The organism is Allobosea sp. LjRoot9 (assembly GCF_964252745.1).
Lineage (GTDB): Bacteria > Pseudomonadota > Alphaproteobacteria > Rhizobiales > Beijerinckiaceae > Allobosea.
In genome coordinates this window covers 451,502-470,739 of the sequence record NZ_CAXUPC020000004.1, presented here as the reverse complement: position 1 = coordinate 470,739, position 19,238 = coordinate 451,502, and the positions used below count along the sequence as shown (strand labels likewise).

General features: G+C 65.8%; 20 protein-coding genes. 10 read left to right on the top strand and 10 right to left on the bottom strand.

The features are described from left to right. The first annotated feature begins 1 nt into the window (after position 1). From ACSQ3P_RS19520 to rpoH, 3 genes are all read left to right on the top strand, one after another. A complete protein-coding gene (locus tag ACSQ3P_RS19520) occupies positions 2 to 1,660 on the top strand; it encodes a heme biosynthesis protein HemY (RefSeq protein ID WP_436167146.1) in 1,659 nt (552 codons plus the stop codon). Between the two features lie 132 nt (positions 1,661 to 1,792). Beyond that, positions 1,793 to 2,836: an RluA family pseudouridine synthase gene (locus tag ACSQ3P_RS19515; protein ID WP_436167145.1), complete on the top strand. Its 1,044-nt coding sequence runs from the start codon at positions 1,793 to 1,795 to the stop codon at positions 2,834 to 2,836. Between the two features lie 214 nt (positions 2,837 to 3,050). After that, on the top strand, positions 3,051 to 3,947 hold the full coding sequence (gene rpoH / locus ACSQ3P_RS19510; protein WP_436167144.1) for an RNA polymerase sigma factor RpoH: 897 nt from the start codon (positions 3,051 to 3,053) through the stop codon (positions 3,945 to 3,947). A 200-nt stretch (positions 3,948 to 4,147) separates the two neighbouring features. Here rpoH and ACSQ3P_RS19505 read toward each other — a convergent pair whose 3' ends face one another. After that, positions 4,148 to 5,200: a DUF2125 domain-containing protein gene (locus tag ACSQ3P_RS19505; protein ID WP_436167143.1), complete on the bottom strand. Its 1,053-nt coding sequence runs from the start codon at positions 5,198 to 5,200 to the stop codon at positions 4,148 to 4,150. 101 nt (positions 5,201 to 5,301) lie between these two features. Here ACSQ3P_RS19505 and ACSQ3P_RS19500 point away from each other — a divergent pair, with 101 nt between their 5' ends. Beyond that, entirely contained in the window at positions 5,302 to 5,871 is a 570-nt protein-coding gene (locus ACSQ3P_RS19500) for a gamma-glutamylcyclotransferase (protein ID WP_436167142.1), read from the top strand. A 220-nt stretch (positions 5,872 to 6,091) separates the two neighbouring features. Here ACSQ3P_RS19500 and ACSQ3P_RS19495 read toward each other — a convergent pair whose 3' ends face one another. The 5 genes from ACSQ3P_RS19495 to ACSQ3P_RS19475 form a co-directional block, all read right to left on the bottom strand. Beyond that, entirely contained in the window at positions 6,092 to 6,481 is a 390-nt protein-coding gene (locus ACSQ3P_RS19495; protein WP_436167141.1) for a hypothetical protein, read from the bottom strand. Between the two features lie 94 nt (positions 6,482 to 6,575). After that, positions 6,576 to 7,340 carry a lysophospholipid acyltransferase family protein gene (locus tag ACSQ3P_RS19490; RefSeq protein WP_436167140.1) on the bottom strand — a complete coding sequence of 255 codons (765 nt, stop codon included), beginning with the start codon at positions 7,338 to 7,340 and terminating at the stop codon, positions 6,576 to 6,578. A gap of 50 nt (positions 7,341 to 7,390) precedes the next feature. Next, on the bottom strand, positions 7,391 to 8,071 hold the full coding sequence (locus tag ACSQ3P_RS19485; RefSeq protein ID WP_436167139.1) for a YdcF family protein: 681 nt from the start codon (positions 8,069 to 8,071) through the stop codon (positions 7,391 to 7,393). 211 nt (positions 8,072 to 8,282) lie between these two features. Then, the gene (locus tag ACSQ3P_RS19480) at positions 8,283 to 9,245 is read right to left on the bottom strand and encodes a cell division protein FtsX (protein ID WP_436167138.1); all 963 of its coding nucleotides are present in this window, start codon (positions 9,243 to 9,245) and stop codon (positions 8,283 to 8,285) included. Then, positions 9,232 to 9,855, bottom strand: a complete 624-nt coding sequence (locus ACSQ3P_RS19475) for a cell division ATP-binding protein FtsE (protein ID WP_244546561.1) — start codon at positions 9,853 to 9,855, stop codon at positions 9,232 to 9,234. Before ACSQ3P_RS19475 ends, ACSQ3P_RS19480 begins: the two co-directional genes overlap by 14 nt. A 219-nt stretch (positions 9,856 to 10,074) precedes the next feature. On the opposite strand from ACSQ3P_RS19475, the gene ACSQ3P_RS19470 reads away from it, so the two are divergent. The 3 genes from ACSQ3P_RS19470 to ACSQ3P_RS19460 all read left to right on the top strand — a co-directional run bounded on the left by ACSQ3P_RS19470 (position 10,075) and on the right by ACSQ3P_RS19460 (position 12,057). Further along, entirely contained in the window at positions 10,075 to 10,929 is an 855-nt protein-coding gene (locus ACSQ3P_RS19470) for a zinc-ribbon domain-containing protein (protein ID WP_436167137.1), read from the top strand. A gap of 189 nt (positions 10,930 to 11,118) precedes the next feature. Continuing rightward, positions 11,119 to 11,679: a hypoxanthine phosphoribosyltransferase gene (gene hpt, locus ACSQ3P_RS19465; RefSeq protein ID WP_436167136.1), complete on the top strand. Its 561-nt coding sequence runs from the start codon at positions 11,119 to 11,121 to the stop codon at positions 11,677 to 11,679. A 3-nt stretch (positions 11,680 to 11,682) separates the two neighbouring features. Further along, positions 11,683 to 12,057, top strand: a complete 375-nt coding sequence (locus ACSQ3P_RS19460) for a response regulator (protein WP_069688669.1) — start codon at positions 11,683 to 11,685, stop codon at positions 12,055 to 12,057. 3 nt (positions 12,058 to 12,060) lie between these two features. Here ACSQ3P_RS19460 and ACSQ3P_RS19455 read toward each other — a convergent pair whose 3' ends face one another. Next, positions 12,061 to 12,663, bottom strand: coding sequence for a TspO/MBR family protein (locus tag ACSQ3P_RS19455; protein WP_436167135.1), 603 nt, complete (start codon positions 12,661 to 12,663; stop codon positions 12,061 to 12,063). 21 nt (positions 12,664 to 12,684) lie between these two features. Between ACSQ3P_RS19455 and ACSQ3P_RS19450 the strand changes: the two genes are divergently transcribed. Then, positions 12,685 to 13,839 carry a trans-sulfuration enzyme family protein gene (locus tag ACSQ3P_RS19450; RefSeq protein WP_436167134.1) on the top strand — a complete coding sequence of 385 codons (1,155 nt, stop codon included), beginning with the start codon at positions 12,685 to 12,687 and terminating at the stop codon, positions 13,837 to 13,839. A 205-nt stretch (positions 13,840 to 14,044) separates the two neighbouring features. Here ACSQ3P_RS19450 and ACSQ3P_RS19445 read toward each other — a convergent pair whose 3' ends face one another. Continuing rightward, positions 14,045 to 14,734, bottom strand: coding sequence for an OmpW/AlkL family protein (locus ACSQ3P_RS19445; RefSeq protein WP_436167193.1), 690 nt, complete (start codon positions 14,732 to 14,734; stop codon positions 14,045 to 14,047). A gap of 255 nt (positions 14,735 to 14,989) precedes the next feature. Here ACSQ3P_RS19445 and ACSQ3P_RS19440 point away from each other — a divergent pair, with 255 nt between their 5' ends. Further along, entirely contained in the window at positions 14,990 to 16,285 is a 1,296-nt protein-coding gene (locus tag ACSQ3P_RS19440) for an aminotransferase class V-fold PLP-dependent enzyme (RefSeq protein WP_436167133.1), read from the top strand. A 35-nt stretch (positions 16,286 to 16,320) separates the two neighbouring features. On the opposite strand, the gene ACSQ3P_RS19435 is transcribed toward ACSQ3P_RS19440, so the two are convergent. Continuing rightward, positions 16,321 to 16,842 (bottom strand): cysteine dioxygenase, encoded by a 522-nt coding sequence (locus tag ACSQ3P_RS19435; protein ID WP_436167132.1) that lies wholly within the window; start codon positions 16,840 to 16,842, stop codon positions 16,321 to 16,323. 193 nt (positions 16,843 to 17,035) lie between these two features. Between ACSQ3P_RS19435 and ACSQ3P_RS19430 the strand changes: the two genes are divergently transcribed. After that, positions 17,036 to 17,506 carry an Lrp/AsnC family transcriptional regulator gene (locus ACSQ3P_RS19430; protein ID WP_436167192.1) on the top strand — a complete coding sequence of 157 codons (471 nt, stop codon included), beginning with the start codon at positions 17,036 to 17,038 and terminating at the stop codon, positions 17,504 to 17,506. A 61-nt stretch (positions 17,507 to 17,567) separates the two neighbouring features. On the opposite strand, the gene ACSQ3P_RS19425 is transcribed toward ACSQ3P_RS19430, so the two are convergent. Further along, positions 17,568 to 19,187: a peptide chain release factor 3 gene (locus tag ACSQ3P_RS19425; RefSeq protein WP_436167131.1), complete on the bottom strand. Its 1,620-nt coding sequence runs from the start codon at positions 19,185 to 19,187 to the stop codon at positions 17,568 to 17,570. Between the last annotated feature and the right edge of the window lie 51 nt (positions 19,188 to 19,238).

The following is a 19,238-nucleotide window of genomic DNA, read 5'->3' as shown; positions in this document are numbered from 1 at the left end:
CATGGTTCGGGTTCTGCTCTATCTCCTCGTCTTCGCCTGCCTCGCGGTCGGCGCCGTCTGGCTCGCCGATCGTCCCGGCGAGGTTTCGATTCTGTGGCAGGGCTACCGCATCGAGACCAGCGTCGCGATCGCCGCCATCGGCGTCGTCGTGCTGGCGATGCTGGCGATGCTGGCCTGGGCGCTTGCGCGCTTCGTGCTCGGCCTGCCCTCGGCCTTCAGCTTCGCCTCGCGGGCCCGCCGCCGCGCTCGCGGCTTTGAAGCCGTCTCGCGCGGCATGGTCGCGATCGGCGCAGGCGACCCCATCGCCGCCGGCCGCCACGCCGTCGATGCCCGCCGCTTCTCCGGCAACGAGCCCCTGACCCTGCTGCTGGAGGCGCAGGCCGCCCAGCTCTCCGGCGATCGCGGCCGGGCCGAGGCCGCCTTCAAGACCATGCTCGACAAGCCCGAGACCCGCGTGCTCGGCCTGCGCGGCCTCTTCGTCGAGGCCAGGCGTCGCGGCGACATGACCGCCGCGCGCGCCTTCGCCGACGACGCCGTGCGCCGTTCGCCCTCGCTCGCCTGGGCCAATGACGCTTTGCTCGACTTCCACACCAGCGCCGGCGACTGGCAGGCGGCGCGCACCGCCGTCGAGCGCCGCGCCGCCCTGAGGCTGGCCGAGAAGGCCGAGGCCAAGCGCCAGCGCGCCGTGCTACTCGCAGCCGAGGCCCTGCAGGCCCGCGACGGAGAGCCGGAAAAGGCGCTCGCCGCCGCGCTGGAGGCGACCAAGCTCGCGCCCAGCCTGACGCCGGCCGCGGTGCTGGCCGGCCGCATGCTGGCCGAGCGCGGCGACATCCGCAAAGCCTCCAAGATCCTGGAGGCCGCCTGGAAGGAGGTCTCCCATCCCGACATCGCCGCCGCCTATCTCGATGTCCGCTCCGGCGACAGCGCCCAGGACCGGCTCAACCGCGCCACCACGCTGGCGAAGCTGCGCCCGGCCGATCCCGAAGGCGTGCTGGCGCTCGCCGGCGCCGCCATCCACGCCCGCGATTTCGCCAAGGCCCGCACGGCCTTGAAGCCGCTGCTCGCCGGCGGCGCCTCGGTGCGCGCCTGCCTGCTGATGGCGGAGCTCGAGGAAGCCGAGCACGGCGCGGCCGGCAAGGTGCGCGAATGGCTCGCGCGGGCAACGCGCGCACCGCGTGACGCCGCCTGGGTCGCCGACGGGCTAGTCTCCGATCAATGGCTGCCGGTTTCGCCGATCTCGGGGCGGCTCGACGCCTTCGTCTGGACGGTACCGCCCGCCACGCTCGGCAGCCATGCCCCGGCGCTCGACGATGTCCTGGCCGATCTCGACGATTCCACGCCTCTGATCGAGGCCCGCGCCGAAACCGTGACGACCGCGCCCGCAAGCATCCCGGCCATGCCGCCGCCGGCAACCATCGTCGAGCCTGCGCCCAAGCCGCCCGAGGAGGCCAAATCTGCCGCGGAGCCAAAGCCTGTCGCGGAGCCCAAACCTGCCGTGGAACCAGCGCCGGCCGCAGCCAAACCTGAGGCCGCGCCAGCGAAGGGCGACGCCCGCGCCACGCCCGTGATCTTCCCCGTCTCGCATGCGCCCGACGATCCGGGACCGGAAGAGGCCCAGATCGTCGAGGAGAAGAAGGCGAAGTTCCGCATCTTTGGCTGAGGCAAGATTTTGGGCTGAGGCAAGATTTTGGGCTGAGGCAAGATCTCCGGCTGAGGCAAGATCGGTCGCAAGCGAGGCAGGCGCGTGCGAAAAGAAGTGCGGCTTTCGGCCCGGGCGCTTATAGCGTCGGTCATGACATCACAGCCAAGCCAATTTGAGACCGCGCCGCCTGCGGGCGTGACCTTGCATGTGACGGCCGAACAGGCCGGCGCGCGCCTCGACAAGGCGCTCGCTTTGTTGGCCGGCGAGATCTCGCGCGCCCGTCTGCAGCAGATCGTCAAGGATGGCGGCGTCAGCCTGAACGGCACGGTCACGACCGATGGCAGCCGCAAGGTCGTCGAGGGCGACGCATTGACGCTGATCATGCCCGAGGCCAAGCCCCCGGCCCCGGCGGGGCAGGACATCCCGCTCACCGTGGTGTTCGAGGACGAGCACCTGATCGTCATCGACAAGCCCGCCGGCCTCGTCGTCCATCCTGCCGGCGGCCATGAGGACGGCACGCTGGTCAACGCCCTGATCGCCCATTGCGGCGAAAGCCTCTCGGGCATTGGCGGCGTCAGGCGACCGGGCATCGTGCACCGGCTCGACAAGGACACCAGCGGGCTGCTCGTCGTCGCCAAGAACGACAAGGCGCATCAGGGCCTGGCAAAGCAGTTCGCCGACCATGGCCGCACCGGCCCCCTCCAACGCGCCTATCTCGCCATTGTCTGGGGCTTTCCACGCCGGGCGCACGGCACCATCGAGGCCAATATCGAGCGCTCGAACAAGAACCGCGAAAAGATGATGGTCGTGGGCGAGGAGCGCGGACGCGAGGCCATCACCCATTTCACGGTCATGGAACGCTACCCCGCTTTGCTCAAGGGCAGGGAGGAGACCGAGGCGCTCGCCAGCCTGGTCGAGTGCCGGCTCGAGACCGGGCGCACCCATCAGATCCGCGTCCATATGAGCCATCTCGGCCATCCGCTGCTCGGCGACCAGCTCTACGGCTCCGGATTCGCGACCAAGGCGAGCCGCCTGCCCGAGCCCGCCCGTCTGGCGCTGGCGCAATTGGGGCGGCAGGCGCTGCACGCGGCACTGCTGGGTTTCGCTCATCCCGCCACGGGCGAAGAGCTGTTTTTCGAATCCGAGCCGCCGCCTGAGTTTGCAAAATTGCAAGAAGAACTCGCGAGGCTGTGAGGCAATCTCGCCATCCTGCCCATTTTCCGCCAAGCTGTCTTGGCATAGAGTGGGTGTTGGATGCGGATGGCTAAGGGGCGCCGCACGTGGCTTGAAACAGCGCCGAACCGTTAGTCGGTTCCGGCGTTATATCTTTCACGACATCCAAAGCCTGCGCGAAGGTTGATCGCGCGGTTGGTTTGCCGCGAAGCGGGGGCCAAGAAGGAGAACGAGCATGGCGATTGCGTCGCTGCCCGTCATGTCCGCGGAAGGCGGACTGTCACGTTACCTCGACGAGATTCGTAAGTTCCCGATGCTGGAACCGAACGAGGAATTCATGCTGGCGAAACGCTGGCGCGAGCATGGCGACCGCGATGCGGCGCACCGGCTCGTCACATCCCATCTGCGGCTCGTGGCCAAGATCGCCATGGGTTATCGCGGCTATGGCCTGCCGATCGGCGAGGTCGTGTCCGAGGGCAATGTCGGCCTGATGCAGGCGGTCAAGCGCTTCGAGCCCGATAAGGGCTTCCGGCTCGCGACCTATGCAATGTGGTGGATCAAGGCCTCGATCCAGGAATACATCCTGCGTTCCTGGTCGTTGGTGAAGATGGGCACCACCGCCAACCAGAAGAAACTGTTCTTCAATCTGCGCAAGGCCAAGAGCAAGATCTCGGCGCTTGGCGAGGGCGATCTGCGTCCCGAGCAGGTCAAGACCATCGCTACCAAGCTCGGCGTCAACGAGCAGGACGTCATCGACATGAACCGCCGCCTCGGCGGCGACGCGTCGCTGAACACGCCGCTGCGCGAGGATGGTGACGGTGAATGGCAGGACTGGCTGGTCGACGACAGCGAGAGCCAGGAACGCCGCTATGCGGACTCGCAGGAAAGTGACAACCGCCACTCGGCCCTGCGCGAAGCGCTCGATGTCCTGAACCCGCGCGAGCGGCGCATCTTCGAGGCGCGCCGGCTGGCCGAGGACCCGATCACGCTGGAGGAGCTCTCCGAGGAGTTCAACGTCTCGCGCGAACGCGTCCGGCAGATCGAGGTGCGCGCTTTCGAGAAGGTGCAGGATGCGGTCAAGAAGGCCCTGACCCGCATCGAGGCGCCGCGCGCGGCGCTGCCGGCGACGTGATCTGCGGCCGTTCATGAGCAAGAGCAGGATGCGAGAAAGTGGGCACCGGTTTTTCGCAGCGATCCTGCTCTCACTTTTAGATGAGAGACGGATTCAGATTTCAGACGGGATCACTCTGTGACCCCGTCTGAAGTCATCCGGCTCTAGGAAAAGGGGCGCGTCGCGCCCCTTTTTCATGTGGCATCAGTACAAGGGCAGGATCAGTACAAGGGTAGGAGCGGCTGAACCGGCAGGCGGATCGGCCCGAGATAGACGCGGCCCTCGCGCAGCACCACCGGCGGCAACGCCGTCAGGCCGGGCGCCGCACCCGGCGCCTGCGCGCTGGCCCGGCCGCCGAGCAGGCCCCCAAGGCCACCGAGCACCCCCCCGACCGGAACGCCGGCGATCTGCTTGATGCCCGCGAGCGAGGCCTGGATCTGCCCGGAAACGCGATGCGTCTGGTCGAGCAGCAGCAGGCCGCTCGCCTCGATGCGGGCGGGGCCCTTGACCGAGACCAGCTTCGTCAACTCGATTTGCCCGCCAGCGCTGCGCCAGCGCTCCAGCGCATCGGGATTGAAGCCGAGCTTGAAGGCCTCGGCCTGCGTCAGGGTCGCCTGGATGTCGACATCGCCGGCCTCGCTCGTGCCGAGCAGAGCATCGAGCGCAGGCAGGACGGAGCCCTTGGCGCTGATGGCGAGATCGGTGGCCTGATCGCTTGCCGGGCGCGTCGGATTGCGGCGCAGATGGACCTCCAGGCTGGCCGCGCGCCAGCCTTCATTGGCCTGGCCCGGCGTGGCGAGGGTCGCATTCGGCTCGGTCATGACCAGCGAAACCTGCTGCGCCGCCGTGCCGTTATGCGTCAGGCTGGCCTCGAGCCGAGCCCAGGCCAGATCGAGCTTGCGGCCCTCGGGCAGGCTGGCCTGCAGCGGGCCGGTAATCTGCACGATGACGAGCCCGGGCGAATAGATCTGCCCGAGCGCGAGGCTTGGCCCGGTCTGCAGCTTCACCGCATCGCCCCAGCGCGTCGAGGTCAATTCCAGCGACGCGCAACGCAGTTCGACGCGAAACGGAAAACCGCTGATCGAGCGGTCCAGGCAGGTCCAGCTGCGGCCGAGCCCGGCCTCGCGCGCCAGCGCCGTATCGACCGCATCGGCGACGCGCCCGCGGACCACGAACCAGAAGCCGCTCCAGGCGGCGGCCAACAATGCGAGCAGTACGAAGGGCGCATAGAGCCAGAACCGGCTGCGGCGACGCGTGGGAGTAAGATCGGTCATACGGCAGCAGTCCATTGCGAAAAAGCGAGCGGATTGTTAGCTGCCGCCGAGCAAGGACGCCAGTGCGCCCATCAAGCAGGCGGCCACGGCTAAATTATGGGATGACGATGACAGCTGATCTCAGTCCGAGCGATCTCTGGGTCTTCGGCTATGGCTCGCTGATCTGGCGGCCGGGCTTTCCCTTTGAGGAAAGCGTCGTCGCGCGGCTACACGGCTACCACCGCTCGCTTTGCATCTTCTCGCATGTCCATCGCGGCACGCCCGAACGTCCCGGCCTCGTGCTGGGGCTCGATCGCGGCGGCATCTGCCGCGGCCTTGCCTTCCGGGTCGCAGCCGGCGAGGCGGCCGAGACCGTGACCTATCTGCGCGCCCGCGAACAGGCGACTTCGGTCTATCTCGAGCGCCACATGCCGGTGCGGCTTGATGACGGGCGCAACGTCAAGGCGCTGGTCTATGTCGCCGACCGCAAGCACCTGCAATATGCCGGGCGGCTGCCGCCGGACAAGGTGCTGGAGCTGGTGCGCAACGGGCGCGGCGGCTCGGGCGAGAACCCGGACTATGTGCTGCAGACCCATGAGCATCTGCGCAAGATGGGCGTCTTCGATCCTGTCCTCGCCGATCTCGCGCAAAAACTCGCCCCCGGCCTCGGCCAGCCGCGCCCGCCGCTCTAGAGCAGGATGCGAAAAAGTGGGAACCGGTTTTTCGCATTGATCCTGCTCTAACTTTTGATGAGAGACGGATTCAGATTTCAGATGGGATCACTTGGTGATCCCATCTGAAATCATCCGGCTCTGGAGCGTTTTCGAGCGAAGTGGATACCGGTTCCCTCGCGACAAACGCGAAGCGTTTGCGCGGAGAAAACGCGCCAAAACAAAATGCTCTGATATCGGCTCAGACCTCCGGCATCAGGTCGAGCAGCGCCGCGCGGCGGCTCATGCCGTCCTCCGCAAGCAGATGGACATGGATTTCACGCGCGCCGGCTTGCGTCACCGCCTGCCGCCAGCGCGTCAGCGCCGCCTCGACCCCGAACGGCCCGCTGTCGCGCGCGGCGAGGATCTCGCGATCCGGCGAGACCGCCAGCAGCACCGCATCGGTGAAGCCGAGCGCATGATCGTCCGAGACCGTGAAAACCGAGGCCACGTAGCGTCGGCCCGAACGTCCGCGCCAGGCGGTGAAGCGACGCTCGGACAGGCCCGCCGTGCTGCGCAGCGGCATTTCGCGCGCCGAGACCACAGGCTCGTCAGCGAAAAGATCGGCGTGGGAATAGGCGAGAGCGGCCATCCGTTCCTCCTTTTGTTCAAGAACAAAATGAGAACGAACAAGCTATCTGTCAAGGGCCGCAGGCCCGGTCGGCCGGCCTTGCTGACAGTTGCTGTCAGGAGTGTTTCGCCAGCGGGTCGAGACCGAGCTTGGCCAGTTCGCTACGCCCCAGCGCCAGCAGCCGGTCGCTTTCCGTCTCGATCCTGTCTTGCAGCAGCGTCTGGAACTCCGTCTTGCTCAACCCCGGCGGGATCGCCGGCAGGAATGTCAGGCGGATCGTGCCCGGCGGGCGCAGGAACTTGCGGCGCGGCCAGTACAGACCTGAATTCAGCGCGACCGGCACGCAAGGCACCTTGAGATCGGCATAGAGATGCGCGACGCCGTATTTGTAGTCCGGCGGAGCCCCGGCCGGCCGGCGCGTGCCTTCCGGGAAGATCAGGAGCTGGCGCCCGTTCTCGCGCATCTCGATCCGCGAGCGCCGTGTGACCTGGGCCAGGGCCCGCGCCCGCCCACCGCGATCCACCGGGATCATCCTGAGCTTCAGCAGGCACCAGCCGAAGAACGGAATCCAGGTCAGTTCGCGCTTCAGGATGAAGACCGGATCGGGAAACAGCCCGATCAGGACAAAGGTCTCCCAGAGAGACTGGTGCTTTGACGCAACGATCAGCCCGCCGCTCGGGACGTTCTCGAGCCCCTTGATCTCAAAGCCCGTGCCCGACGTCACCCGCATCAGGAAGAGCGCGCTGCGGGACCAGCCGCCAGCAACCTTCATCAGGTAGCGTCGGGGCAGCAGCAAAGCGGGAAATGCCGCGAACACCAGCCAGAGCGACAGGTTGACGTAGAACACGACATTGGCGAGCAGGGAGCGCAGGATGAGCATGGCGCGCAAAGACCTCGTCAGCTCGCCGCCGTCAAGCGTGCGAACGCGGATCAGGCGTTGTTGCGATGGTCATGCAGGCGCGTGCGCTTCTCATAATCTGGCCCGAGCAACCCTGCAGGCTTCGGCGAAACCGGCTTGCGGCCGCCGATGATGACCGAGAGGCGCGACGTCTCGGGATCCCCCTCGAAGGCGCTGCGCAGGCGCGCTACAAGATATTTGCCGTATTCGGGCCCGAGCAGCCGGACTGCGTTCCAACTCCGCCACCAGCCGGTGGTGTCGATCTGGTCGGTCACGACCGGATGCGGCACGAGGCGCACGCCCGGCATCGCATGGGCGAATTCGGCCAGCACGCGCGGCATGTGGTAGTTCGAGGTCACGACCAAAAGCGAGTGGAACTCATGCTGGCGTACCCAGCGGCGGGTCTCGATGGCGTTGCCGATGGTGTTGCGGGCGCGATAGTCGAGATCGACGCAGCAGGCGAGAAGCTCGCGCGCCGAGGGGTTGAGCTTGGCCAGCTCCTCGCGACTCGTCTTCTCGTTGACGCCGCTGATCAGCAGGCGCGAACCGCGCTCGGCGCCGAGCAGGCCGATGGCGTCGCCGATACGCTGCGAGCCACCGGTGACGACGACGATCGCGTCCGTACGCGGCACGGCGACAGGCTCCCGCGGCTCGATTCCGGAGGCGAATTCGGCATAGCCCAGCCCGAGCGCCACGGAGGCGGCAACCAGCATGCAGCCTAGGAGCCATCCCAGACGCCTTGGCCAGCTCCAGCCGGCCGCATGCATGCGAGGCTGCCCGGGCGTCATGGATCGCTCGTTTCGTCCTGCCAGCAGATGCTCGTGACTGCTTCCGATCATCACCATGTCTTGGTTAGGTTAAACCGCCAATCGGGCATAACGGCGGCAGGTTCGGCATTCCTGTCGCCACAAGGGTTAAGCGTTTTTAAGCTAACGCGCGTAAATAATGTCGCACCGTGAAGCGTGAGACGAGCCCCGCGATCGCCGCCACCACCGCGGCCACCATGATCACCGCGACATAACCCGACCAGCCGATCTCGAAAGCCCCGAATAAAGCCTGCAATTGTTCTGCCTCGGGCGCCGCGCCCAAGCGCGATGCCACGAAACCGAGCAGGGCGATCACGACAATCGCGCCCGCTCCACCGATCGCGCCGCCCCTCAGGCCCAGCCTGACGAAGCGGCTCTGGAATTCACGCGCGATGAAGGCGTCGTCGGCTCCCACGAGATGCAGCACCTCGACGCTGTCGCGGCTGCCGGCCATGGCACCGCGCGTGGCGAAGGCGACGGCGAGCGCAGCCGCCGTCAGCACCAGCAGCACGACGGCGGCACCCGACAGGATGATGGTGCTCGCCATGGTCGAAAGCCGGCGCACCCAGAGGCGGTGATCGTCGAGGATCGCGCTCGGGACCTCGTGGCGCAAAGCAGCGCTGAAAGCCGAGAGATCCGGCCCGACATTCGATCTCAGCTTGATCACGATCAATCGGGGCACCGGCAATTCGACGAGATCGAGCCCCGTGCCGAGCCAGGGCTCGAGCAGCTTGTCCGATTCCGCCTTCGGCACCACGCGAACCGTCTCGATGCTGGCGACGCCCGCCGCCATCGCCACCGCACGCGAAAGATCAGCCTCCATGTCGCGGCGCGAATCCGGCCTGATCTGGATCGTCATCTCATTGGCTACCGCGCCGCGCCATTGCTCCGAGGCGCGCGCCGCCAGCACGGCGGCGCCGGCGCTCAACGCCGCCAGGAAGGTGAGGATAGCGATGACCGCCATCAGCGCCCGCCCCGCCACCGAATCGAGCGGCACCAGAGGTTGGTCACGCCGCAGGTTCGGCGGCAAGGCTAGCCCCTCATGCTCGGCTTCATCGCTGTCGGCTTCATGCATCGACATGCAGATGCCCGTCGACGAGGACAAGACGCGGCGCGTCGTAGAGCTCCATCAGCGCAAGATCATGCGTCGCGATCACCACCGCCGTGCCCAGCGACTGCAATTCCATGAACAGCCGGAGCAGGCGCCGGCCCAGGCCGGGATCAACATTGCCCGTGGGCTCGTCGGCCAGCAGCAATTCAGGCCGGCTGATCAGCGCGCGAGCGATCGCAGCGCGCTGCTTCTCGCCGCCCGACAGGACCGGCGGCACCGCATGCATGCGCTCGCCCAGCCCAACCCAGCGGAGCAGTTCGACGACCTCGGCGCGGTAGCTCGTCTCTTCCTTGCCAAGCACCCGCAGGGGCAACGCCACATTCTCATAAAGCGTGAGATGATCGAGCAGGCGGAAATCCTGGAACACCACGCCCATGCGGCGGCGAAAACCGGTCAGCGTCGTCGCGTCCAGGCGCGAGACGTCCTGCCCGAACAGGTTGACCAGCCCCCGCGTCGGCTTCAGCGCCATCAGGACGAGACGGATCAGCGTGGTCTTGCCGGCGCCCGAAGGGCCGGTGAGATACTGGAACGAACGCGGCGCGATGCTGAAGTTGATGTCCTTCAGCACCTCCGGGCCCATGCCATATCGCAGGCCGACATTCTCGAACCGAACCAAACCGCCATCCCTTCGAGCCGCATTGCGAATCTCGCTTGCGATCCTACACCTCAAGCGCGCCGCCCCGGAATGCGACGTGAGCGACAGGCACCTTGGCGCACAGGTTCTTCACGAGGCGTTAACCATAAATCAGCCCAATGGAGAGGGTGGCCCGCAATCGCGGGCAACGGAGCTTGAACCGCGATGACGCAGGGTGAAGGCTCCCTGGCGACGCCGGCCACGATTGTTCAACCGAGGCAAGGAGCCGAGCCTGGCAAGCCCATGCTGATCGTCTGTCCATCCTGCTCCAGCCGGTATGAGCTCGACGCGGCCAAGCTCGGCCCGACGGGACGCAAGGTCCGCTGCGCCTCCTGCCAGACCTTGTGGCATGTCGACCCGGCGCAGGATTTTCCGGAGCCTCCCAGCGCTGTGGAGACGCAGGCCCTCCTGAACGAGGAGCTCGAGCGCGCAAGCGAAATCGACGCGCAGATCAGCGCCGTCGCCTCCGAACCCACGGACACGGCCGAGGCCATCCCAGCGCAATCGCGCAAGCGCGGCAAAGGCAAGCGCTCCCCGGCGAAGGATGCCGAGACCGGCCAACTCCGCCCGCGCCACGCTGCGGCCTTCGTCGCGCTCGGCCTTGGCGGCGCAGCGCTGCTCGGCCTCCTCGTCTGGCAACGCAATCTCGCCCTGCGCGGCGCGCCGCAGCTCGCCATCGTCTTCGAGAAGCTCGGCCTTCCCATCAATGTCCGCGGCCTCAGCTTGAGCGCCGTCGAAAGCGGGCTGGTCGAAGACGGGCAGAATCGCTTCCTCGTCGTCGAGGGCGACGTGACCAATATCAGCAAAGGCAGAGCGCCGATGCCGCCGATCGAGGTCGCGGTCAAGGATGCCGCCGGCCAGACGCTCTACACATGGACGACGGAGCCGCCGCGGCCGAACCTGGAGCCCGCCGAACTCGTCCGCTTCCGCGCCAGGCTCGCCTCCCCGCCCGAGACCGGGAAATCCGTACTGGTGCGCTTCACCTCAGCCAAGGCGACAGGCCTCGCCAACGCGCATTAAAGCACTGCTCCTGAAAGCACTGCTCTTGCGAAAAACCGGCGCCCACTTTTCTTATGCAGTTCGCCAGGCGAATAGAGCCTCTGGCCGATCCAGGTGGATGCTATAAACCTGCCTGAAAGACCAAGCGCGCGACATTCTGCGCCGAAAGGCTGGCCGGTTCCCGGCCAGCCGCGAAAGGACGACGAGACGATGACTGAAGCCCGGCGCATCAGGGTGCTCTACGATGAAGGCGAGATCGCGCATCGCAATGAGGAAATGGCGCGGATGATCGCGGCGAACTCGCCGCCGGATCTGCTCGTGGTGGCGGTGCTGAAGGGCAGCTTCATGTTCGTCGCCGACCTGATCCGTGCCATGCATCGCGCCGGCATGACCCCGCAGGTCGAATTCGTGCATCTCTCCAGCTATCGCAACGCCGCGATCTCGTCCGGCCAGGTCGAGATCCTGCGCGACGTTCAAAGCGACGTGCGCGGCCGCGAGGTGCTGCTGGTCGACGATATTCTTGAATCCGGGCGCACGCTCGCCTTCGCCAAGGATCTGTTGTCGGCGCGCGGAGCCGCCAAGGTCTCGAGCGCCGTATTGCTGGAAAAGCCGGGCAAGCGCGCCGTCAACATCAAGGCGGATTATATCGGCTTCGAATGCCCGGACTATTTCGTCGTCGGCTATGGCATGGACGTTGCTCACGCCTATCGGCAATTGCCCTATGTCGGCGTCATCGAGACGGCCGATCAGGCTGGCCTGCCCGGGATCTGAACGATGTCGAGAATTCTGGTCGTCGATGACGAGGAACCCCTGCGCACGCTCGTGGCGCGCGGCCTCACCATGGATGGGCACACCTGCCTGATGGCGGCAGACGGCGCCGAGGCGCTCGATATCCTGATCGCCGAGAAGGGCCGCTTCGACCTGCTGCTCACCGATATCCGCATGCCGCTGATGGACGGGATCGCGCTTGCCCTCGCCGCGAAGCAGGAATTCCCCGAACTGACCATCATGCTGATGACGGGGTATGCCGAGCAGCGCGAGCGGGCGAAGAGCCTGGAGGCGATTATCTCCGAGGTCATGGTAAAGCCGTTCACCATCGCCGATCTGCGCGCGACCGTGATGAAGGTCATCGAGCGCTCGATCGGCTAAAACCTATTTGTTTAGCCACCAGATCGAGACGTTGAGCAGCGTCGCGAACGAAACCCAGGCCGCATAGGGCCAGAGCAGATCGGCCGAAAATCGGTCGAGCGGCCGGAATTGCGCGATCGTCGTCAGGATCAGCGCCAGCAGTGGCAGGATCACCAGAATTCCGCCGACCGGGCTATTGAGCCCAAAGAAAACGCAGGACCACAGCAGGTTCAGCGCGAGCTGGGCATGATAGACGGCGAGCGCCCGCGCCTTGCCCGGCGTCACCGCCGGCAGACGCAGGATGCGATAGACGGCATAGGCCATCATCGCAAAGAGCAGGGTCCAGACCGGCCCGAACATCCAGTTCGGTGGATTGAAGACCGGTTTAGCGAGGCCCGCATACCAACCGGGGATCTGCGGCACGGTCACTGCGCTGCCGACAATCGAGGCGAGGACGACAGGGACGATCGCGATCAGCGCATTGCGCCAGAACGGGCCGGAGGTGTGGGTGCGGGGTGCGGATGGGGCGCTCATGCGTACGAGATGGGGCAGGCGCGCAGCCCCGGCAAGGCCGCGCACTTGCGTCACCTGCCTGCCCTGCTCCAGATGGCCATTCTCGTCACTCATGGAACCATTCGGGATCGCCTCATGTCCAAGCGCTCGCTCCATCCCCGCTCTCTCGCCGCGCAGGCCATGGGCAAGATCGACCCGCTGACCAAGGGCGTGGTCACCCCGATCCATATCGCCACGACCTATATCCGCGACGAGGACAACGCTTATTCCTCGGGCTTCGTCTATGGTCGCCCCGACAACGAGACGATCCGCGAGGCCGAGAGCGTGCTCGCCATGCTGGAGGAAGCCAAGGCCGGCGCGCTGCTGTTCGGCTCCGGCATGGCGGCGGCAACTGCCGTCTTCCAGGCACTCTCGCCGGGCGATCATGTCATCGCCTCCAAGGTGATGTACTGGGCGCTGCGCGCCTGGCTGCAGACCGAGGCGACGCGCTGGGGGCTGGTCATCGACTTCGTCGAGACGGACGATCTCGCCGCCCTGCAGGCGGCCGTGAAGCCCGGCGTCACCAAGCTGATCTGGGCCGAGACGCCCTCGAACCCGCTCTGGACCATTACCGACATTGCCGGCGTGGCCGAGATCGCGCGCAAGGCCGGCGCCAAGCTCGCGGTCGATTCGACTTGCGCCTCGCCGGTGCATACGCGGCCGCTGACGCTAGGCGCCGACATCGTCATGCATGCCGCCACCAAGGTGCTGAACGGCCATTCCGACGTCGTGGCCGGTGCGCTCTGCGCCCGACAGGATGACGAATTCTGGAATCGCATCAAGACCGTACGCAAGGGGCAAGGCGGGATTCTGGGCCCCTTCGAGGCCTATCTGCTGATGCGCGGCCTGCGCACGCTGCATGTTCGGCAGGAGCGCCAGAGCGCTTCCGCCATGGCACTGGCGCAAAGGCTCTCAGCCCATCCGCTCGTGGCCCGCGTGCTCTATCCCGGCCTGCCGCAGCACCCCGGCCACGACATCGCCGCCCGCCAGATGGAAGGCGGCTTCGGCTTCATGCTCTCGGTGCAGGTGACGGGCGGCGAGGCTGCGGCGATCAAGGCTGCGGCGCATGTCGAGCTCTACAAGCGCGCCACCTCGCTCGGCGGCGTCGAGAGCCTGATCGAGCATCGCGCCTCGATCGAGGGCGCGGGCTCGCCCTGCCCCACCGACCTGCTCAGATTGTCGACCGGCATCGAGGATGTCGAGGACCTCTACGCCGATATCGATCAGGCCCTGAAGGCCGGGCACGGCTGAGCACGACGCCTCGTTCTTGATCGCGGATCTTCCCCGAAGGCGCGAGGCACTGCTGTTTCGCGGCCAGCCGGCCGGTCGATGTCGCCGCTGCGGCAACCACTTCGCGTGTACCTATCTCATCGACGATATTGGCTCCCCTACGGACAAGGGAGCCAATGTCGTCATGTGAACAGGGGGGCAGGGATAACCTGCCCTCCCCGCAGAGTCAGAACTTGTAGGTGATGCCGGCGCCGAACAGCCAGGGATCGATCTTGACCTTGCCGGTCACGAGACCGGCATTCACCTTGACCTTCGGCTCGAGGAAGATCTTCTTCACGTCGAGATTCAGACCCCAATGCTGGTCCAGCATGATGTCGATACCGCCCTGCAGGGCGAGGCCGAACGTGTCTTGCAGGTTAAAGCTGGTGAAGCCGCCTTTGGCCTTCTCGTTGAAGAACACGGTGTAGTTCACGCCGACGCCGACATAAGGTTTGAACGCGCCGAAATCAGTGAAATGATACTGCAGCATCAGCGTCGGCGGCAGCAGCCAGGCCGAACCGATGCGAGCCCCCGCAAGCGCACCGGCGCCCTTCACATTATGTGGGGTGACGCCGAGGACCAGCTCGACGGCGATGTTCTTCGTGAAGAAATAGCTGATGTCGAGTTCCGGCACGACCGAAGTCGAGATGCTGACATCGGCTCCGGGCACCCTGACGCCGCCGATGCTGAGCTTTGCGCTTTCCTGCGGCATGACCACAAGAGCCCGCCCGCGGATCATCCAGGGGTTCCACATCGTCATAGTCGGAGCCAGCGGTGCGCTCTTGGCGGACGGCAGATCGGAGGCTTGAACGCCACAGATCGCGCTGGAGCCAAGCAGGAATGCAGACAGGCAAGTGCGTAACACGACAGACTTCATGACGGGCCCCCAGGCGAGACGGCCCGCGATCGCAAGGAGTTCGTCGCCAGGCACATGACCCATCAGCGCCAAATCGCTCCTGCGGGAATTGATCCGGATCAAAATCAAGCCGCGCCTACAGCCGATCGAACCTCGCTGTTGCATGTCGGGCACACGCCCATGTGGCGGCGGGGCCCGCGCCAGACCTCGGAGCACCGTCACAGGCCTGAAACAGGACAGCGCTAGCCCAGCCCGAACATCGCAAGGAGATCGACCATGTCGGGCCAGAAGCTTGAAACCAGCCGCCGCGCGCTCTTGCTGAGCCTGGGGGCCGCAGCCCTGGCCCTGCCGGCCACCGCTCGCAACCTGCCGGCACTTCCCGCAAGCGATCTCGGCAGCGACGCCGGCTACTGGAGCGCGGTGCGCGGCCTCTACAGCGTCACCCCCGACATGGTGAACCTCGAGAACGGCTATTGGGGCATCATGGCCGAGCCGGTGAAGACCGAGTACAAACGCCTGACCGACTTCGTGAATTTCGAGAACACGGTCTATGCCCGCACCAAGATCGGGCAGGATCTCGACGATGTCCGCGCGCCGCTCTCCGCCTTCCTGGGCGTCGCGCGGGACGAAATCGCTCTGACGCGCGGCGCGACCGAAGCGCTCCAGGCGCTGATCTCGGGCTACAACAAGCTGAAACCCGGCGACACCGTGCTTTATGCCGATCTCGACTATGATTCGATGCAATACGCCATGAACTGGCTGAAGGACCGGCGCGGGGTCGCGGTCGCCAAATTCGACATCCCCGAGCCCGCCACCCGTCAGGCCGTGCTCGACGCCTATGACGCCGCGCTGAAGGCCAATCCGAAGACCAGGCTGCTCCTGCTGACCCATATCAGCCACCGCACCGGGCTGATGATGCCGGTCAAGGAACTCGCCGCCATGGCCAAGGCGCGTGGCGTCGACGTCATCCTCGACGCCGCCCATAGCTGGGGCCAGATCGACTTCCAGGCCAAGGATCTCGGCATCGATTTCATCGGCTTCAACCTGCATAAATGGATCGGCGCGCCGCTCGGCGTCGGCATGCTCTACATCGCCCGAGACCGGCTGGCCGATATCGATCCCTATATGGCCGATGAGGACTTCAAGGCCGACGATGTCCGCTCGCGCGTCCACACCGGCACGCCGAACTTCGCCGCCCAGCTCACCGTCCCCACCGCGCTGGCCTTGCATCGCGAGATCGACCCCCAGGCCAAGGAGGCGCGCTATCGCCACCTGCGCAATTACTGGGTCAACAAGGCGCGCGAGCTGAAGGGTGTCGAGATCCAGACGCCCGACGATTCCACCATGGTCGCCGGCATCACCTCCTTCGCGCTGACCGGCAAGCGCTCGCCGGCCGAGACGAACGCGATCGTCGCGGCGCTGCGCGACCAGCACAAGGTGATGACGGTGCGGCGCGGCGGCGTCGCCAAGGGCAACACCATCCGGATCTCGCCGGCTCCCTACATCATGGAAGCCGATCTCGACCGCTTCGTTGCGGCGCTGGCGGTGGTCTCGGGCAATCGCGCCGGCTGAGACGCCGCGACTGCCAGGCTCGCCGTCGGGTGCGCTCAGCCGCCGACGGCGGTGTATTCGGTCTCGATTGAGGAGGCGTGGGCCTCGTGATCGAAGCCGTAGATGTGGATCGAGATGACGTCGCCAGCGCCGAGATTGCGCATGCGGTGGATATTGGGACCCGAGGGCAGCATGCAGCCGACATAACCAGCCTGGCGCTCCTGCTCCTCGGTCGGCACGGCACGGGCCGCGTCGATGGCGCGATACCAAGTCTCGGTGATCGTACCGGCGACGACGCCAAAGCAGCAGGAGCAGTGATGGTCGTGGATGCAGGTGGTCGCGCCTTGCGCCCAAACGATCGCCCAGACGCTGACCGCTTCGTTGCCGGCCAGCAGGTTTCGGGTGTAGCCACCGGCTTTGCGTTCGAGCGGCAGGCGCTGGACAAGATCGGGCATCGCGACGAGTTCGCGCAGGACAGTGCGGGCGGCGGCGAGATAGTCGCGCGAGAGCGTGCCTTCGTCCGTCCGCAGGCTGCGCAAGACGGCGCCGCGCCGCTCCTCGTTCAGAAACCCCTGCATGCCGCGAATCCCCTCGACCAATCTCCAGACAAGGATAGCGGAGCGGCGTGAAACGGGTTTGCAAACTTGCGGCGAGACCGGCGATTCGTGAAAATCGTTGCCAAGTCTAGCGATAAAGTTAGAAAATTATCGCGCTCGTATGATTCCGGGCGATCTTTATATTCCGTATCGCATTGGGAGTTCCATGGCCAAGTTGGACGCCTTCGACCTTCGCATCCTGGCGCGGCTGCAGGAGGATGCGAGCCTGCCGCTGGCGGAACTCGCGGAAGCAGTCGGGTTGTCGTCGACGCCATGCTGGCGGCGCGTGCAGAAGCTGGAAGCGGCGGGCTATATCCGCAAGCGGGTGGCGTTGCTCGACCGGGCCAAGCTCCAGGCCGGCGTGACCGTCTTCATCGCGGTCAAGACGGCACGTCACTCGATGGAATGGCTGGAGCGCTTCCACGCCGCCGTGCTCGATTTGCCCGAGATCGTCGATTTCTACCGGATGAGCGGCGAGATCGACTATCTGCTCAAGGCCTGTGTGTCGGACATCGCCGCCTATGACGCGCTCTACAAGAAGCTGATCTCGCGGATCGATCTCAACGACGTGACCTCGATGTTCGCTATGGAGGAGCTCAAGTCAACGACCGCGATTCCGCTGGGATTTGTGGAGCGGGCGTCGTGAGCACGGCTAGTCGCGGAATGTCCGCAATAGGAAAGCAGCTCCTCATTTATGAGTTTGCTACCTAGCCCTTCGCCACCTTCTGATAGTCCTTCACATCGGAAAAGCTCACCTCCGGGGCGCGCTCGGCGTCGTATTTCAAGGTGAACTGGCTGGAGGCCATGAAGACCGGGTCTCCGTCGAGATCGTCGGCCATCGAGGACGGCTTCAGCGCGACGAATTTCTGCAGCGCCGCCTTGTCGTCGGACGAGACCCAGCGCGCGATCGAGAACTGGCAGGGCTCGAAATCGACCGGCAGTGAATATTCGACATCCATGCGCTCCTTGAGCACGTCGAGCTGCAATGCGCCGACCACGCCGACGATCGCCGGCGCGCCATCATGCGGCAGGAAGAGCTGGACGACGCCTTCTTCGGCCATCTGCTGCAGCGCCTCGCGCAGCTTCTTGGCCTTCATCGCGTCCTTCAGCTTGACGCGGCGCAGGATTTCCGGCGCGAAGCTCGGCACGCCCTTGAAGACGATGTCCTCGCCCTCGGTCAGCGTGTCGCCGATGCGCAAGGTGCCGTGATTGGGCAGGCCGACGATGTCACCGGCATAGGCTTCCTCCGCGATCGAACGGTCGCGGGCGAAGAAGAATTGCGGCGCGTTCAGCGGCATCGGCTTGGCGGTGCGCACCAGCTTCGCCTTCATGCCACGTGAGAGCTTGCCCGAGCAGACGCGCATGAAAGCGATGCGGTCGCGGTGGTTGGGATCCATGTTCGCCTGGATCTTGAAGACGAAGCCGGTCATCTTCGGCTCGTCTGCCTCGATCGCGCGCTTGTCGGCGATCTGCGCGCGCGGGCTCGGCGCATAGGCCCCCAGCGCATCGATCAGGTCGCGCACGCCGTAGTCGCGCAGCGCCGCGCCGAAATAGACCGGCGTCAGATGGCCCTCGCGGAACGACTCCAGATCGAACGGCTTGAGCCCCTCTGCAGCGAGGAAGACCTCTTCGCGCCAGATCTCGGCCGCGCCGTTGGGCAGCAAGGTGTCGAAAAGCGGATCGTCGGGACCCGAGACCGCCAGGTCCTGCGTGGTCTCGTCGCCCTTCTGGTTGCGGCGGAAGGTATTGGCCTTGAGATCATAGGTGCCGACGAATTCGCGCCCGCGCCCGACCGGCCAGGTCATCGGCGCGACATCGAGCGCCAAAGTGGTCTCGATCTCTGCGATCAGATCGAACAGGTCGCGGGTCTCGCGATCGACCTTGTTGATGAAGGTGACGATCGGGATGTCGCGCAGCCGGCAGACCTCGAACAGCTTCTTGGTGCGCGCCTCGATGCCCTTGGCCGCGTCGATCACCATCACCGCGGAATCGACCGCGGTCAGGGTGCGGTAGGTGTCCTCGGAGAAGTCCTCGTGGCCCGGCGTGTCGAGCAGGTTGAAGACATGCCCGCCATATTCGAACGTCATCACCGAGGTCACGACCGAGATGCCGCGCTGGCGCTCGATCTTCATCCAATCGGAGGAGGTCTGGCGGCGGCCGGCCTTGGCGCGCACCTCGCCGGCGAGTTGGATCGCGCCGCCGAAATAGAGCAGCTTTTCGGTCAGCGTGGTCTTGCCCGCGTCCGGATGCGAGATGATGGCGAAGGTGCGCCGGCGCGCATGAGGGGCGGTCGTCGCGGCCGCCTCGATGGTCTGAATGTCGGTCATGGCCGTGTGAGAACAGGATGAGGCCGGGGAAGTCAATCAGCCGGGCTCAAA

Excerpts from the sequence above, each read along its gene's own strand:
- ACSQ3P_RS19520 (WP_436167146.1), top strand. The coding sequence starts at position 2 with ATGGTTCGGGTTCTGCTCTATCTCCTCGTCTTCGCCTGCCTCGCGGTC.
- ACSQ3P_RS19515 (WP_436167145.1), top strand. The coding sequence starts at position 1,793 with ATGACATCACAGCCAAGCCAATTTGAGACCGCGCCGCCTGCGGGCGTG.
- rpoH (WP_436167144.1), top strand. The coding sequence starts at position 3,051 with ATGGCGATTGCGTCGCTGCCCGTCATGTCCGCGGAAGGCGGACTGTCA.
- ACSQ3P_RS19505 (WP_436167143.1), bottom strand. The coding sequence starts at position 5,200 with ATGACCGATCTTACTCCCACGCGTCGCCGCAGCCGGTTCTGGCTCTAT.
- ACSQ3P_RS19500 (WP_436167142.1), top strand. The coding sequence starts at position 5,302 with ATGACGATGACAGCTGATCTCAGTCCGAGCGATCTCTGGGTCTTCGGC.
- ACSQ3P_RS19495 (WP_436167141.1), bottom strand. The coding sequence starts at position 6,481 with ATGGCCGCTCTCGCCTATTCCCACGCCGATCTTTTCGCTGACGAGCCT.
- ACSQ3P_RS19490 (WP_436167140.1), bottom strand. The coding sequence starts at position 7,340 with ATGCTCATCCTGCGCTCCCTGCTCGCCAATGTCGTGTTCTACGTCAAC.
- ACSQ3P_RS19485 (WP_436167139.1), bottom strand. The coding sequence starts at position 8,071 with ATGCTGGTTGCCGCCTCCGTGGCGCTCGGGCTGGGCTATGCCGAATTC.
- ACSQ3P_RS19480 (WP_436167138.1), bottom strand. The coding sequence starts at position 9,245 with ATGTCGATGCATGAAGCCGACAGCGATGAAGCCGAGCATGAGGGGCTA.
- ACSQ3P_RS19475 (WP_244546561.1), bottom strand. The coding sequence starts at position 9,855 with ATGGGCCCGGAGGTGCTGAAGGACATCAACTTCAGCATCGCGCCGCGT.
- ACSQ3P_RS19470 (WP_436167137.1), top strand. The coding sequence starts at position 10,075 with ATGACGCAGGGTGAAGGCTCCCTGGCGACGCCGGCCACGATTGTTCAA.
- hpt (WP_436167136.1), top strand. The coding sequence starts at position 11,119 with ATGACTGAAGCCCGGCGCATCAGGGTGCTCTACGATGAAGGCGAGATC.
- ACSQ3P_RS19460 (WP_069688669.1), top strand. The coding sequence starts at position 11,683 with ATGTCGAGAATTCTGGTCGTCGATGACGAGGAACCCCTGCGCACGCTC.
- ACSQ3P_RS19455 (WP_436167135.1), bottom strand. The coding sequence starts at position 12,663 with ATGAGTGACGAGAATGGCCATCTGGAGCAGGGCAGGCAGGTGACGCAA.
- ACSQ3P_RS19450 (WP_436167134.1), top strand. The coding sequence starts at position 12,685 with ATGTCCAAGCGCTCGCTCCATCCCCGCTCTCTCGCCGCGCAGGCCATG.
- ACSQ3P_RS19445 (WP_436167193.1), bottom strand. The coding sequence starts at position 14,734 with ATGAAGTCTGTCGTGTTACGCACTTGCCTGTCTGCATTCCTGCTTGGC.
- ACSQ3P_RS19440 (WP_436167133.1), top strand. The coding sequence starts at position 14,990 with ATGTCGGGCCAGAAGCTTGAAACCAGCCGCCGCGCGCTCTTGCTGAGC.
- ACSQ3P_RS19435 (WP_436167132.1), bottom strand. The coding sequence starts at position 16,842 with ATGCAGGGGTTTCTGAACGAGGAGCGGCGCGGCGCCGTCTTGCGCAGC.
- ACSQ3P_RS19425 (WP_436167131.1), bottom strand. The coding sequence starts at position 19,187 with ATGACCGACATTCAGACCATCGAGGCGGCCGCGACGACCGCCCCTCAT.